This is a genomic window from Sedimentitalea sediminis (genome assembly GCF_042687825.1).
In the GTDB taxonomy this organism is placed as follows: Bacteria; Pseudomonadota; Alphaproteobacteria; order Rhodobacterales; family Rhodobacteraceae; genus Sedimentitalea.
On sequence record NZ_JBHUQE010000037.1, the window covers coordinates 1 to 13,368 of the forward strand.

At 64.5% G+C, this 13,368-nt stretch carries 15 protein-coding genes and 1 pseudogene; 5 read left to right on the forward strand and 11 right to left on the reverse strand.

The window, feature by feature from the left end; all coding sequences use genetic code 11:
• From ACFMPD_RS16850 to ACFMPD_RS16870, 5 genes are all read right to left on the reverse strand, one after another.
• Positions 1-340, reverse strand: a 340-nt coding sequence (locus ACFMPD_RS16850; RefSeq protein WP_380996993.1) for a GNAT family N-acetyltransferase, incomplete at its 3' end; no start/stop codon positions are given.
• A gap of 150 nt (positions 341-490) precedes the next feature.
• Positions 491-1,093: a pyridoxamine 5'-phosphate oxidase family protein gene (locus ACFMPD_RS16855; RefSeq protein WP_380996995.1), complete on the reverse strand. Its 603-nt coding sequence runs from the start codon at positions 1,091-1,093 to the stop codon at positions 491-493.
• Positions 1,080-1,820 (reverse strand): lysophospholipid acyltransferase family protein, encoded by a 741-nt coding sequence (locus ACFMPD_RS16860; protein WP_380996997.1) that lies wholly within the window; start codon positions 1,818-1,820, stop codon positions 1,080-1,082. The genes ACFMPD_RS16855 and ACFMPD_RS16860 overlap by 14 nt, the downstream gene beginning before the upstream one ends.
• The gene (locus ACFMPD_RS16865; protein WP_380997000.1) at positions 1,820-2,707 is read right to left on the reverse strand and encodes a cell division protein FtsX; all 888 of its coding nucleotides are present in this window, start codon (positions 2,705-2,707) and stop codon (positions 1,820-1,822) included. Before ACFMPD_RS16865 ends, ACFMPD_RS16860 begins: the two co-directional genes overlap by 1 nt.
• Before the next feature lie 8 nt (positions 2,708-2,715).
• Positions 2,716-3,393: a cell division ATP-binding protein FtsE gene (locus ACFMPD_RS16870; RefSeq protein WP_380997003.1), complete on the reverse strand. Its 678-nt coding sequence runs from the start codon at positions 3,391-3,393 to the stop codon at positions 2,716-2,718.
• A gap of 186 nt (positions 3,394-3,579) precedes the next feature.
• Here ACFMPD_RS16870 and ACFMPD_RS16875 point away from each other — a divergent pair, with 186 nt between their 5' ends.
• Positions 3,580-4,344 carry a zinc-ribbon domain-containing protein gene (locus tag ACFMPD_RS16875; protein ID WP_380997006.1) on the forward strand — a complete coding sequence of 255 codons (765 nt, stop codon included), beginning with the start codon at positions 3,580-3,582 and terminating at the stop codon, positions 4,342-4,344.
• A gap of 42 nt (positions 4,345-4,386) precedes the next feature.
• On the opposite strand, the gene ACFMPD_RS16880 is transcribed toward ACFMPD_RS16875, so the two are convergent.
• From ACFMPD_RS16880 to argH, 5 genes and pseudogenes are all read right to left on the reverse strand, one after another.
• Positions 4,387-6,975, reverse strand: a complete 2,589-nt coding sequence (locus tag ACFMPD_RS16880; RefSeq protein ID WP_380997008.1) for a TIGR02302 family protein — start codon at positions 6,973-6,975, stop codon at positions 4,387-4,389.
• A 34-nt stretch (positions 6,976-7,009) separates the two neighbouring features.
• Positions 7,010-8,275 carry a diaminopimelate decarboxylase gene (gene lysA / locus ACFMPD_RS16885; RefSeq protein ID WP_380997011.1) on the reverse strand — a complete coding sequence of 422 codons (1,266 nt, stop codon included), beginning with the start codon at positions 8,273-8,275 and terminating at the stop codon, positions 7,010-7,012.
• A gap of 32 nt (positions 8,276-8,307) precedes the next feature.
• Positions 8,308-8,529: pseudogene (locus tag ACFMPD_RS16890) on the reverse strand (DUF2834 domain-containing protein); the annotation flags it as partial.
• A gap of 141 nt (positions 8,530-8,670) precedes the next feature.
• Positions 8,671-8,850 carry a hypothetical protein gene (locus ACFMPD_RS16895; protein WP_380997029.1) on the reverse strand — a complete coding sequence of 60 codons (180 nt, stop codon included), beginning with the start codon at positions 8,848-8,850 and terminating at the stop codon, positions 8,671-8,673.
• Positions 8,847-10,238 (reverse strand): argininosuccinate lyase, encoded by a 1,392-nt coding sequence (argH, locus tag ACFMPD_RS16900; protein WP_380997014.1) that lies wholly within the window; start codon positions 10,236-10,238, stop codon positions 8,847-8,849. Before argH ends, ACFMPD_RS16895 begins: the two co-directional genes overlap by 4 nt.
• Positions 10,239-10,260: 22 nt before the next feature.
• On the opposite strand from argH, the gene ACFMPD_RS16905 reads away from it, so the two are divergent.
• The 3 genes from ACFMPD_RS16905 (at position 10,261) to ACFMPD_RS16915 (ending at position 11,584) form a co-directional block, all read left to right on the forward strand.
• The gene (locus ACFMPD_RS16905; RefSeq protein WP_380997017.1) at positions 10,261-10,818 is read left to right on the forward strand and encodes a TlpA disulfide reductase family protein; all 558 of its coding nucleotides are present in this window, start codon (positions 10,261-10,263) and stop codon (positions 10,816-10,818) included.
• Positions 10,819-10,975: 157 nt separating this feature from the next.
• A complete protein-coding gene (locus ACFMPD_RS16910; protein WP_380997020.1) occupies positions 10,976-11,155 on the forward strand; it encodes a hypothetical protein in 180 nt (59 codons plus the stop codon).
• A gap of 216 nt (positions 11,156-11,371) precedes the next feature.
• The gene (locus ACFMPD_RS16915; RefSeq protein WP_380997022.1) at positions 11,372-11,584 is read left to right on the forward strand and encodes a DUF3955 domain-containing protein; all 213 of its coding nucleotides are present in this window, start codon (positions 11,372-11,374) and stop codon (positions 11,582-11,584) included.
• A gap of 16 nt (positions 11,585-11,600) precedes the next feature.
• Here the strand turns inward: ACFMPD_RS16915 and ACFMPD_RS16920 are convergent, their stop codons facing one another.
• A complete protein-coding gene (locus ACFMPD_RS16920; protein WP_380997025.1) occupies positions 11,601-12,185 on the reverse strand; it encodes a DNA-3-methyladenine glycosylase I in 585 nt (194 codons plus the stop codon).
• Between the two features lie 146 nt (positions 12,186-12,331).
• Here ACFMPD_RS16920 and ACFMPD_RS16925 point away from each other — a divergent pair, with 146 nt between their 5' ends.
• Positions 12,332-13,171, forward strand: coding sequence for an EAL domain-containing protein (locus ACFMPD_RS16925; RefSeq protein WP_380997027.1), 840 nt, complete (start codon positions 12,332-12,334; stop codon positions 13,169-13,171).
• Positions 13,172-13,368 lie beyond the last annotated feature (197 nt).

Here is a 13,368-nt window from a genome sequence, read left to right on the forward strand (position 1 = left end):
GTCCTTCCACGGATTGGACGCGCATACGCACCAGAAATTCGCGCATCAGGTGGCCCGCATACCCCTGGCCCTGATGGGCCGGATCGACCACCACGGACAGGATGACGACGTTCGGCGCATCCGGATCATGCCCGACCAGCTCTTTGAATTCCTCGTTCGACATTTCGACCGCATGGGCACAGCCACTGTTGACGAACCCGACCATTTGGCCGTCGATCTCGAGAACAAGAAAACCCTGCGGATAATTGGCGATGCGCTTGGCGATCTTCTCCAGCGTCGCGGCCTCATCGCCCTTGTATGCAGCGGATTCGATTGCAAAGCAGCGTGCCGCATCGGTCAACCGCGGGTTGCGAAAGCGTTTCATGACCCTGATCCTATTCCTCCCGGTGCGCGGCGGTACCCGCCCGGCGCATGGGGCGCACCGCGCTGTTTGAAGCAAGTTCAGACGGCTGGGCTGGATCTGCCAAGGCGGTCGAGTCGCCTGACGATCCTACCACATGGTCCGCGCCGCGCGGGCGGGCCAGTTGCGGTCATAGCTCTCACCGCCCTCTTCCCCGTCACTGACCTCGGCCAGAATCTCGCCAAAACTGGGCAGATCGGCGCTGTCGTCGCGCGCCCAGATCCCGGCGCGCATCAAGGCGCGCGCGCATTGGGCATAGATCTCGGCAATCGAGATCACGATCACCGTGGCGGGCTGGCTTCCCTTGCGCTGGAACCGGGCGCGCAGCCCGTCATCCGCCGTCAGCCGCGCCCGGCCGTTGACCCGCACGACCGTGTTCGACCCCGGCACCATGAACAGCAGCGACACGCGCCCGTCCGCCACGATGTTACGCAACGAATCCAGCCGGTTGTTGCCGCGCCAGTCGGGCATGGCCAGGGTGTTCGGATCGAGCTCCAGCACCACCGGGCCATCATCGCCGCGCGGGCTGCCATCGGTGCCTTCCGGACCGACCGTGCACAGGATGCACAGGCGCGACGCCATGATCCAGCGCCGGTACAGCGGCGTCAGACGCGGGGCCACCTTGCGCAGCGAGGCCGCGCCCGGCTTGCCATACAGCGCCTCCAGCGCCGGAATGTCGTCAAGATACTGCATCCGGATCAAACCCCGCTTCGCGCATCAGCGCGTCCGAACGCGCCTCGACCGTGGTTTCAAGCTGATGCATGAACTGGTCCCGCGCCATGCCCGGGGCGATGGGGTCCAGAAACTCGACCACCGCCAGGCCGGGCTTGCGCAGAATGCCGGTGCGCGGCCAGAACACGCCGACATTGGTCGCGGCGGGCACGCAGGGTTGCCCCAATTCATCATACAACACACCGGTGCCGACCTTGTAGGGTTTCCTGGCCCCCGGCGCCACACGGGTGCCCTGCGAATAGATGATCAACTGCCCGGGATCGCTGAATTCCGAGGCCACGTCCTGAACCATCTGGGCAATCGCCGCGCCGCGCTTGCCGCGGTTGACCGGCACACAGCCCAGCCGTTTTGCATAAAGACCGATGAACGGCGTCCACAGCAATTCGCGTTTCATGATGAACTTGCCGTGCGGCACGGCGTCAAAGATGATCAGGATATCCAGAAACGACTGGTGCTTGGCGGCAATCATGACCTCGCCGACGGGCACCTTCCCGCGCACCTCGCTGCGCAGGCCAACCATCCAGCGGGCCAGCCACAGCGTGCTGGCGGCATAGATCTTGCAGGCCCGCAAAGCGCCCCTCTTGGACAGCAGCGCATAGGGCAGAAACAGCACGCCGACGATCGCCATCCACAGATAGATCGTGGCGACGAATATCAGCGACCGCAGCCATTGTATCGAATGTTTCATCAGGTCAACCCCGCCAAGCTGCGCCGTGCCGCCGCCCATGTCGCGGCAAACGCCACGGCCGCCCCCAGAACCGGGATCAGCGCGGGCCACAGCCACCCGGCGCCCTGAAAGCCCAGCCCGGTCAGAAATCCGCCTTCCGCGCTGGCCGAAGGCAACAGGGCCACGCCCAGAACCCCCAGCACCATCCCGACTCCGGTGCCGATCATCGTACGCAGGGTAAAACGCCGGACAAAAGCATGGGCGATATAGCGATCCAGCGCGCCGACCAGCCGCAGAACTTCGATCACCTGGGCGTTCGCTGCCAGAGCGACATTCGCCGCCAGAGTGATCATCGCGGCGGTGGCGCCGCCAATCAGCAGGATCGAGATCAACCCCAGCCGGCGCAGGCTGTGCGCGGCATCCACCAGAGGTTTGCGCCAGCGGGTGTGGTCGTCCAGCACCGCGCCGGGCACCTCGGCGGCCAGGCGCAGCCGCAGGCCGGCCGCGTCATAGCCCGTGTCATCCGCGATCACCTCGATCAATTGGGGCACCGGCAGGCTGTCCAGCGCCAGCTCGGCCCCGAACCATGGCGCCAGCAGGTCCGCCTGTTCCTCGGCGCTGAACGCGCGGGCGCTGGCCACGCCGGGCGTCTGCTGCAGGATCTGCAGCGCCGCCTGGGTCTGCGCTGCGCGCTGGTCCACGGGCGTCGAAATGCGCAGGGTGGCGCTGCGGGCCAGTTCTTCGGACCAGCGATCCGCCAGACGGCCCGAAGCCAGCGACAGCGCCAGCGCGAAAACCGCCAGAAACGCCATGGCGCCGGACACGAACAGGGTAAGCTGCGCGGTAAACCCGCTGGGTGGCACCATCCGGTCGGCCTGGGAATCGCCGATCATCACCGTTCGGATCATGCCCCGGCTCACAGATCCGCCCCCGCCAGTTGCAGACGGCCGTCCGAAATGCGCAGCACCCGGGCCTGCACCTCGCTCTTGGCGGCGCGGATCAGGGCCAGATCGTGGCTGGCGATCAACACGGTCTTGCCCATCTTGTTCAGCTCCAGCAGCAGCCGCAGCAGGCGCTGCGACATTTCCCAATCGACATTGCCCGTCGGCTCGTCCGCCAGGATCACGTCGGGCGACATGATGACCGCGCGGGCCAGCGCGGCGCGCTGGCGTTCGCCGCCGGACAATTCCGGCGGCAGGGCATCGGCGCGGGCCGACAACCCGACCCAGTTCATCAGGTCGTGCAGATTGCTGTTTTCCTGTCCCAGATCGCGCCCCGATACCGTCAGCGGCAACGCGATATTGTCCGCCAGCGGCAGATGATCCAGAAACCGGCAATCCTGATGCACGACGCCGATCCGGCGGCGCATCATGGCCAGGGCGTCGCGGTCAAGGCCCGCCATGTCCACATCAAAGGCCCGCACCCGCCCCGCCGTCGGCACAAGCGCGCCATAGCACAGCTTGACCAGGGTGGTCTTGCCGGACCCGGATGGGCCAGTCAGAAAATGGAACGAGCCAGGCGCCAGGCGCACCGATACTTCGCTCAGCAGCGCGCCGCCGCCATAGCTGTACCCGACGTTCTCCAACTCGATCACGGCCAATCCCCTGACATCTGGGCGCCTTTTGCCTCAGCTATGGCGCAGTTTCAATGCCAAGCGGATGCGGCATGCAGGCAAAGCCTTGCCGGCTGATTTTCTGGCTTTGCCAATAATCCGTAAAGACCTATAATTTAGAGAAACAACAAGACCGAACTCGGCAGGCTCAGGATCAGGAGGGGCAGGATGCGACTGACATGCCCGAATTGCGACGCCCAGTACCGGGTGCCCGATACGGCCATCCCGACTGCGGGGCGCGACGTCGAGTGCTCGGGCTGCGGCAAAACCTGGTTTCAACATCATCCGGACCATCCGTCAGAACGTACGCCGCCCCGCCCCGCCGACGCAGAGGCACAAAGCGGTAAAACCGAAGGCCACGCGGCGAATCCGATCTCAGCCTCGACGCCTGGCTCGACGCCAGACGCGGCGCCAGCGGCCGAACCGGTGCAACGCGAGCTGGCCCCCGAAGTTGTCGAGATTCTGCGCCAGGAGGCCGAGCGGGAAAGCCGTCTGCGCGCCCGGCACCGGCCGGCCAATCTGGAAAGCCAGCCGGAACTGGGTCTTGAGTCGATGGCGCTGGACCTGCCGGCGCCACCGCCGCGCAAGGCCGCCATCTCGGAAACCGCTGGCAGAACCGACAACGACGCTTTGGGTCCTGCGGTGCTGCCGGATACCGAGGCGCTGAATTCAACCCTGCGCGGCCCCGACATCGCCACTGGCGGGGCCGCCAATGACCCGCAAGCTCCAACAGACAGCTCGCGCGCGGGCTTTGCCGGCGGTTTCGGATTGGTGGCCGCTTCGGCAGTGGCATTGGCGCTGCTCTATGGGAACGCTGCCCGCATCACCGACGCGCTGCCCCAGGCCGCACCGATGGTGCATACCTATGTCGCAAAGGTCGATCAGGGCCGGCTGTGGCTGGACCGCAAGATCAGCACCTATACACCGAACTGACCGCGCAGCCTGCGATCCCGCGCGGGTCACAGCAACGCCGACTCAGAACCGTTCCAGCAGTCTCTGCAGATAGTCCCGTTCCAGCGTGGGGCGGTCGCCATCGCCCGAACGGCGGCGAATTTCATCCAACAATTCGCGCGCTCGACGATATACATCCTCGCCCTGCAACAGGTTTTCGGGCGTGCCCAGCGATCCGTTGGCGCCGGCATTGCGCCCCAACGGGTCGCGGTTCCGGGCTTGCATGTCACCATCGACACTGCCCTGTCCCGGCTGGCCTTCCTGCTCCTGCGCCATGGCCTCGCCCAACGCGCGCATGCCTTCGCGCAGCGCTTCCATCGCTTCGGACTGACTGTCAATCGCATCGGCATAGTCGTTCTGGCGCAACGATTGTTCGGCCCCCTGCATGGCGCGCCCGGCCCGGTCCAGGGCCTCGCGCGCGGAGTCGCCTTCGGCGGTGCCGGCCCCGGGCAGAGCGTTCTGCTGGCGTTCGAGTTCCTGACGCAGGGCCTGCTGGCGGTCGGCCAGCGACGGGTCACCCCCACCGGATTGGCCCCCCTGCCCCTGCGGACCCTCTGCCGCGCCGCCGTCCTGGCCGTCACCGCGCCCCTGTCCCTGACCGCTATGGCTCTGGCCCCGGCCCTGACCGCCGCTCTGGCCCTGATTGCCCTGACTTTCACCGGCCTGCGCGCCCGGGTTGAACTGTTCCTGCAGGTCCCGGAACGCCTGATCCGACAGGCCCTGCTGCTCGCGCAGTGTTTCGGCCAGCCCCTCCATCGCCTGTTGCCCGGCCGACTGGCCGTTCTGGCCCTGGCCTTGGGTCACACGCATGTTTTCCATCATCTGCTGCAGTTCCCGCAGCGCCTGTTCGGCCTCGGCCATGCGGCCCTGTTCCATCAGGTCCTGAATACGATCCATCATCCGCTGCAGATCATCCTGGCTCATCTGCATTGAATTCTCGGCCCGCTGCTGATCGCCGGATTGGTCCTGCTGTTGCGCCTGCCGCGACAATTGCTGCAAATAATTGTCGGTGGCCTGACGCAGCTCCTGCATCAGTTCCGCGATCTCCTCGTCGCTGGCCCCGTCCTTCATCGCCTGGCTCAGCCGTTCCTGAGCGCGCCGCAACCGCTCCAGCGCATCGGCCAGATCGCCCTCTTCCAGCAGCACCGCCAGGTCCCACAGCGCTTCGGCCAACTCTTGCTGATGCGCGGTGGTCAGCCCGTATCCGGCCAAATTTTCCAACCGCCGCAGGATGACCCGCAGACGCAGATAGGCAGTTTCCGAGCGGAACACATCCTCGGGGCGATGCGAAATTGCCCGCAATATCTGCGCCACGCGCCGGGCGTTGGCCCGGGTCCACAGCAGGTCGCGCCGCTGCTCCGCCACGGCGGCCGCCAGCGGGTCAAAGAACCGACGGGCCAACAGGCGCATCGGCGCCGGGCGGGTCTGGCCGGTCTGGCCAGCGTGATCCAGGGCGGACAATTCGAACAGGACCGGCAGGTTGGCCCAGGGATGTTTCGAGTAATCCTCGATCAGGGTTTCCGTAAACATCCGGCGGTCACCGGCAATCGGCAGCGGCAGCGCTGCCGTGATCGCGGGGCGCGGCTCGGGATCGGCGGTCAGGCCATGGCGGCGCGGCACCGAGCCCAGATCCAGTTCGATCCGCACCTGCCCGGACACGACGCCATAATCGTCGCTGGCGGTAAACGGCAGTTTCAGTTCGCCCGTTGCCTCGGCCGAGGCAACGCCGGCCGCCACGATCTGCGGCGCGGTATCCGTCATAACCCGGATATCCCAGGCGCGCCCGCCGGGGCCGTCGATCCGCACCTGACCGTCGCGCCCGGCGATAAATTCCTGCTCGGGGGCTACGGAATTTTCGGGCGTGTCCGCGGTGTCGCCGGACACGGTCTGGGTCAGCGTCAACGCCCCGACTTCGCCGTAAAAGCGCAAGAGAAATCGGCTGCCAGAGGGCACCTGCAGGTGCGGATCCGGCACATCGGCCAGATAGACGGTCGGTTTTCCTGTGTGGCGCGGCGGTTCGACCCAACCTTCCCAGGCCGGTCCGGTGGCCAGACCTCCGCTGCGCGGGGTCAGGTCAGCAACGCCGCCAATGCGCCACACCGAGCCGAACAGCAGCGCCACCAGAAACGCAAGCAGAGCAATATAGCGCAGCGCAAACGGATCGCGCACGGCAAGGCGCAGATCGGGTGCTGCGGCCCGCGCCCCGGCGGCCCGCGTCGCCATCCGGCCCTGATGTGCGCGCCACACCGCCGCCGACGCAGCATCACCGGTTCCGATGACCTGATCATCCAGCAAAGTCTGGATCGGACGACCCGGCAAGGTCGCGTCCAGCCGCGCCATTGCCTCGTCGCGCGAAGGCCAGCGAAACCGTACCGCCCCCAGGCCCAGCGCCACTAGGCAGATCAACGCGAGCAGGCCCGCCACAGCCCAGACCACCTCGATCGGCACATTTTCATGCAGACCCAGAATCGGCAGGGCCAGCCCCAGAAGCAGCGCGCTGAACAGCGGCCAGAAACAGCGTAAGAACCGCTCGGCCACCATCCCGGCCCGCGTCAAAGCCAGCGGCAGGCGCAGCTTGTGCAACACGAAATCGGGGCCTGTCGGCTGAACCATCACATTCTCCGGGGGACCGGGACGCAAAAGCGCGTCACAGCCACTCGGGGATGGTATCGCGATTTATCATTTCGTCAAAGGTCGGGCGCGGACGGATGACCGCAAATTGATCGCCGTTCACCAGCACCTCGGGAATCAGCGGCCGGGTGTTGTATTCGCTGGCCATCACCGCGCCATAGGCACCGGCGCTGCGAAAGGCGATCAGATCGCCGGCGAAGAGCGGTACCATGCTGCGCTGTTTGGCAAAGGTGTCACCGCTTTCACAGACCGGGCCGACAATGTCATAGGGGTGCTGTTCGGTGCCGGGCGTGGGCTCGATCACCGGGATGATATCGTGATGCGCGTCATACATGGCGGGACGGATCAGATCGTTCATCGCCCCGTCGATGATCAGAAAGTCGCGCCCTTCGCCGGATTTCACATAGATGACCCGCGCCACCATGATCCCGGCATTGCCGGCGATCAACCGACCCGGCTCGATTTCGATCTCACAGCCCAGATGCCCGACCGTGCGCTGGATCATCGCGCCGTAATCCAGCGGCAGCGGCGGCGCGCTGTTGGACCGTTCATATGGGATGCCCAGGCCACCGCCCAGATCCAGACGGCGGATGTCATGGCCATCGGCCCGCAGGATCGCGGTCAGTTCCGCCACCTTGGTATAGGCTAGTTCGAACGGCGCCAGATCGGTCAGCTGGCTGCCGATATGCACGTCGATACCGACAACTTCGATCGCCTCCATCTCGGCCGCCTGGCGATAGACCTCGCGGGCGCGGGAAATCGGAATACCGAACTTGTTCTCGGATTTGCCGGTGGCGATCTTGGCATGGGTTTTGGCGTCGACATCCGGATTGACCCGGATGGTGACCGGCGCCACCTTGCCCATGGATTTTGCCACCGCATTCAGGGCGACCATTTCCGGTTCGGATTCCAGGTTGAACTGGCGGATGCCGCCTTCCAGCGCGGTGCGAATCTCTTCGGCTGTCTTGCCAACCCCGGAAAACACGATCTTGTCCCCCGGCACGCCGGCGGCCCGGGCACGCAGGTATTCGCCCATCGATACGACATCCATCCCGGCCCCGGCCTGTGCCAGCGTCATCAGGATCGCCTGGTTGCTGGCCGCCTTCATGGCATAGCAGACAAGATGATCCATGCCCGCCAGCGCTTCGTCGAACAGCTTGTAATGGCGCAGCAGCGTGGCGGTGGAATACAGGTAAAAGGGGGTGCCGACACGGGCGGCAATATCGGTTACCGGTACGTCTTCGGCATAAAGACTGCCGTTCTGATACATAAAATGGTCCATGTCGCGCGATTAGACCGAAAGTCCCGGCCAGATCAAACAGAATCGCCGGATCGCGGCGACGTTGCCGCCTGCGTCCGATCGCGTGGCCAGCTGCGTAGGAACAGGTACCCAGGCAAACCGCAGTTGATACCGATACCAAATGTCGCGGATTCGGCCAACAACCAGATCCAGTTGCGCCGCGCCGTGACCTCGGCAAGAACGAACACTGCCAATGCGATGGCCGAGATTGTCGGGTCCCGGACCAGCGCGCTGCTGGCGGCATTGGCGTGTCAGGCGGTAATCAGGGCTGGTAGGTCGATGCCGTTCGCGCCGAACCACACCAGAAGATGCGCCATCGGATGTACTGCGCCCCAGATCGCCAGCCCCGGATGGATTAGGCGCAAGGGCGGCAACGATCAGAACCCCAGATAGACCGACAGCGGCCCCTGTTGCAGCCCGACGCCGCCATAGGTGTTCACGCCGCTCGACCCGACCCCCACCGCGACATTCATCGAGGGCTGAACCGGCTCGCCATCGGCGCCACATCCGGCCAGCCCCAGGACTGTAGCGACGCTCAACACTGTCATTCGGATCATGCCAGCCTCTCTTTCCACCTCATGATCTGCGCCCGCACCTGCGCCGGTGCGGTTCCACCATAAGACATGCGCGAGTTTACCGAATTTTCAACGCCCAGAACACCAAAGACATCCTGGGTAATATCGCCATGAACCGATTGCATGTCCGCAAGCCCCAGATCGGGCAGGTCGCAGCCGCGTTTTTCCGCCATCGCCACCAGGGCGCCGGTGACGTGATGCGCCTCGCGGAACGGCAGGCCCGGAACCCGCACCAGCCAGTCGGCCAGATCGGTGGCGGTGGAAAAGCCGCTGCCCGCCGCCGCCGCCAGCGCCGCCTGGTTGGCGGTCATGTCGCGCACCATGCCCTCCATCGCCGCCAGCGCCAGCATCCAGTTGTCGGCGGCATCAAAGACCTGTTCCTTGTCCTCCTGCATGTCCTTGGAATAGGCCAAGGGCAGGCCTTTCATCACCATCATCAGCGCCGTGTTGGCGCCGAAGATCCGCCCCACCTTGGCGCGAATCAGCTCGGCGGCATCCGGGTTCTTTTTCTGCGGCATGATGCTGGAGCCGGTCGAGAACCGGTCGGACAGGGTGACGAACCGGAACTGAGCCGAGGACCAGATCACCAGTTCCTCGGCCATGCGGCTCAGATGCATGGCGCAGATCGACGCCACCGACAGGAACTCCAGCGCAAAATCCCGGTCGCTGACCGCATCCAGCGAATTGGCGGCAGGGCGGTCAAAGCCCAGCGCTGTGGCCGTCATGTCGCGGTCGATCGGAAAGGACGTACCGGCCAGCGCGGCGGCCCCCAGCGGGCATTCGTTCATCCGCGCCCGGGCATCGCGCACCCGCGACAGATCGCGACCAAACATCTCGACATAGGCCATCATGTGGTGGCCCCAGGTCACCGGCTGCGCCGTCTGCAGATGGGTAAAGCCGGGCATCACCCAGTTCGCCCCGGCCTCGGCCTGGCCCAGCAGCGCGCGCATCAGCGCCAGCAGGCCGGTTTCGGCGGCATCCAGTTGATCGCGCACCCACAGCTTGAAATCGGTGGCCACCTGGTCGTTGCGCGACCGCCCCGTGTGCAACCGGCCCGCCGGTTCGCCGATGATCTCTTTCAGACGCGCCTCGACATTCATGTGAATGTCCTCGAGCGCCGCGGAAAACGCAAAGCTTCCGCCCTCGATCTCTGACAATACGGTGAGCAGCCCTTTCCCTATCGCTTCGGCATCGCTATCGCTGATGACACCCACTGCGGCCAGCATCGCCGCATGGGCCCGCGAGCCTGAGATATCCTGCGCGGCCATGCGCTGATCGTATGCGATCGAGGCATTGATCGCCTCCATGATCGCATCCGGACCGGCAGCAAAACGGCCGCCCCACATCTGGTTCGAGGATTGATCTGCCATGTCGTGCCCCTTTGGAGGTAAAATGCGCCTGTTTCGTTCCGCTCTCCTTTATCTAGCCCTGTGTCTGGGTGCAAATGGCGCTGCCGCCGCCGATGTCGCGCAGCTGGCCGCGCTGCGCACCGGCGACATGAAAAAGCTGGTGTTTCACGACGCGCCGAAACCGGCCAGCAAGGCGTCCTTCGACCTGGCGGATGGCGCCGGAACCGGGACCCTTGCGGATTATCGGGGAAAATATGTTCTGCTGAATTTCTGGGCCACCTGGTGCGCGCCCTGCCGCAAGGAGATGCCGATGCTTTCCGCATTGCAGGCCGAATTCGGCGGCGACGGGTTCCAAGTCGTCACCCTGGCCACCGGGCGCAATTCGCCGGTCGGCATCCAGCGATTCTTTGACGAGATCGGTATCGACAATCTACCGCGTCATCAGGATCCGAAACAGACGGTGGCGCGGGACATGGCGGTCCTGGGGCTGCCGATCACGGTGATTCTGAACCCGGAGGGCCAGGAAATCGCCCGGTTACGGGGAGATGCCGACTGGAATTCCCGCAGCGCAAAGGAAATCGTCAGGGCATTGTTGGACTAGACCGCCGGGCTGTCCGGGGGTCGCAGCAGACCGCCACCACACCGGAACCCCAGGCCCTGCACTTATCGTGTTCATATCGCCCGGAACTTTGCCGTCTTTCGTTTTCAGGGCGCAGCGCGCGCCATGGATATCCTGCAGATGGCCGGTCGCGACGGCGGTGGATTTCAACACCAAAACGGCGATCAGCCTGGCCGGACTGCCTGGCGCCTTGCACGTGCGCGGCCGCCGCCGCAAAAAGCTGGCCATGCTGGCGCCCGATCCCCCGGGTTCAGGTCGCGGCACGGCTCTTTGCCCGGTATATGACGGCAAAGACCTCTCTGCAGGCCAGCATATTTGAGACCGAGACCGACGCTATGGCGTTTCTCGGCCAGAGCGCGCCGGTGCCCGCAGACCCCTGTCCCGACGGCTGTCCCGACGGCGCCGGGCCATGAAGTGCATCGCGGCCCGCGACGATGACCTTGCGTCACCGGACTTGCACGGACCGGGGTCGGGCCCCATATCGCTCCGCAAGGTGTTTTAAGTTCTGTTTTCAGTTGGTTCGACGAGGCCCCCCATGATAAATTTCACAACTCTGGTCTTTCTCATCATCGGCATCTCAGGGGTCGGCTGCGCCCTGCTCTTCTCCGCCATCGGTGCGACGGTCGACTCGGCCGGCATGCTGCACGAACCCTTCTTTCTGATCCCCGTGGGCTATGCGTTGATGCTCATCGGCGTGGTGGGCAGCATTTTCAGTTTTCTGTTGTCCCTGCGCCGCCGAATCCGCTGATCCGCACCGGCCAGGCTCAGCCGGTTTGCGGACCAGGCAACAGGCGTGCAAGCTCGGCATGACGCGGGCAGTCGGTCACATGATCGTTGACCATGCCGACCGCCTGCATGAACGCATAGACGATGGTTGGCCCGCAAAACCGGAACCCGGCCTTTTTCAGATCCTTTGAAATTTGCGTCGACAAAGGCGTGGCGGCCGGCACCTCATCCAGACTGGCCCAGGCGTTTTGCAGCGGCCGCCCCCCGACATAGTCCCACAGGAACCTATCAAAGCCTTGATCCCGTTCGATCCGTTGCCAGGCGCGCGCATTGCCGATCGTGGCCGCGATCTTGCCGCGATGCCGGACGATGCCGGGATTGTCCAGCAGGCGCAGAATATCGGACTCGCCCCAACCGGCGATCACATCGGGGTCGAATCCGTGAAAGGCGGCGCGAAAATTATCTCGCTTTTTCAGTATCGTGATCCAGCTTAGCCCGGCCTGAAAGCCATCCAGGATCAGCTTCTCCCACAGCGCCCGGCTGTCATATTCCGGCACACCCCATTCAGTGTCATGATATTCCACATAAATCTGGTCCTGCCCGACCCAGCCGCACCGTTGCATCCATATCTCCCAGCGATTTGTCTCGGATTTGCCGCAAAACCGCGTCAAATGCGAGCTTTAAGGCAGGGTTCACCAACACGCTTCAGGTTTTCCAGCGCGATCCCATCGCGGATTGCAGACCGGATCAGGCCGCAAGCGGAGACCCCATGCTGACACGCAGGAAAATGTATGCCGATGTGCCCCAGGGCGAATACAGCCCTCTCGAAGCCGCTGTTGGCGGTCGGGATGCCAGCACGCTTGAGATCGTGGAACAGGCCGTGCGACACAAACAAACCATGTTGGCCTATCAGCCGGTCATGCAGGCGCAACCGCCGCACCAAACCGCGTTCTACGAGGGGCTGATCCGCATTCTGGACGACACCGGCAGGGTGATCCCCGCACGCGAATTCATTCACACGGTGGAAAACACCGAAATCGGCCGCGAGATCGACTGTATCGCGCTGGAAACCGGGCTGCGCACGCTGGCCAGCAACCCGTCGGTGCGTCTGTCGCTGAACATGTCGGCCCGGTCCATCGGCTACAAGCGCTGGATGCGGGTGCTGGACCGCCATCTCGGCAAGGACGCGACTCTGGGCGAACGGCTGATGCTGGAGATCTCCGAAGCCTCCGCCATGACCGTCCCGGAACTGGTGATCGACTTCATGGATCGCCTTCAGGATCGCAGCGTCGGCTTTGCGCTGGACGAATTCGGCGGCGGGATGACCGCGTTCCGGTATCTCAAGGATTTCTTCTTTGACGCCGTCAAGATCGACGGCCAGTTCGTGCGCGGGGTGCATGCGAATCCCGACAATCAGACCGTGGTCCGCGCCCTGGTCGCGGTGGCCCAGCAGTTCGACATGCTGATCATCGCCAATTCGGTGCAATGCGTTGAGGACGCGGAATTCCTGGTCGATGCCGGGGTCGACTGCCTGCAGGGCTATGCCTTTGGCGCGCCCACCGTGCGCCCCCCCTGGATTCCCGAGGCCAAGACCGGCACCGCGCCCTAGACGTCCGGCCAACCGCGACGGAGATCTGTCGACCCGGTTCTCTCCCCGTTGCCGCTCCAGCGCCATTCCTCTATGCAAGTCTGCGGGGAGCACAAGATTCTCGGGTGTGTACTGTCTGCACATGCGCGGGATCCGCCTGCCCTTTGAAACCGCAAAGTTGCAAGGGAATTTCACACATGACAAACGTAGTAATCGCG

Bases quoted from the DNA above. Each gene is read 5' to 3' on its own strand.
- ACFMPD_RS16855 (WP_380996995.1), bottom strand. From the start codon at position 1,093: ATGCAGTATCTTGACGACATTCCGGCGCTGGAGGCGCTGTATGGCAAG.
- ACFMPD_RS16860 (WP_380996997.1), bottom strand. From the start codon at position 1,820: ATGAAACATTCGATACAATGGCTGCGGTCGCTGATATTCGTCGCCACG.
- ACFMPD_RS16865 (WP_380997000.1), bottom strand. From the start codon at position 2,707: ATGATCCGAACGGTGATGATCGGCGATTCCCAGGCCGACCGGATGGTG.
- ACFMPD_RS16875 (WP_380997006.1), top strand. From the start codon at position 3,580: ATGCGACTGACATGCCCGAATTGCGACGCCCAGTACCGGGTGCCCGAT.
- ACFMPD_RS16880 (WP_380997008.1), bottom strand. From the start codon at position 6,975: ATGGTTCAGCCGACAGGCCCCGATTTCGTGTTGCACAAGCTGCGCCTG.
- lysA (WP_380997011.1), bottom strand. From the start codon at position 8,275: ATGGACCATTTTATGTATCAGAACGGCAGTCTTTATGCCGAAGACGTA.
- ACFMPD_RS16895 (WP_380997029.1), bottom strand. From the start codon at position 8,850: ATGATCCGAATGACAGTGTTGAGCGTCGCTACAGTCCTGGGGCTGGCC.
- argH (WP_380997014.1), bottom strand. From the start codon at position 10,238: ATGGCAGATCAATCCTCGAACCAGATGTGGGGCGGCCGTTTTGCTGCC.
- ACFMPD_RS16905 (WP_380997017.1), top strand. From the start codon at position 10,261: ATGCGCCTGTTTCGTTCCGCTCTCCTTTATCTAGCCCTGTGTCTGGGT.
- ACFMPD_RS16915 (WP_380997022.1), top strand. From the start codon at position 11,372: ATGATAAATTTCACAACTCTGGTCTTTCTCATCATCGGCATCTCAGGG.
- ACFMPD_RS16920 (WP_380997025.1), bottom strand. From the start codon at position 12,185: ATGCAACGGTGCGGCTGGGTCGGGCAGGACCAGATTTATGTGGAATAT.
- ACFMPD_RS16925 (WP_380997027.1), top strand. From the start codon at position 12,332: ATGCTGACACGCAGGAAAATGTATGCCGATGTGCCCCAGGGCGAATAC.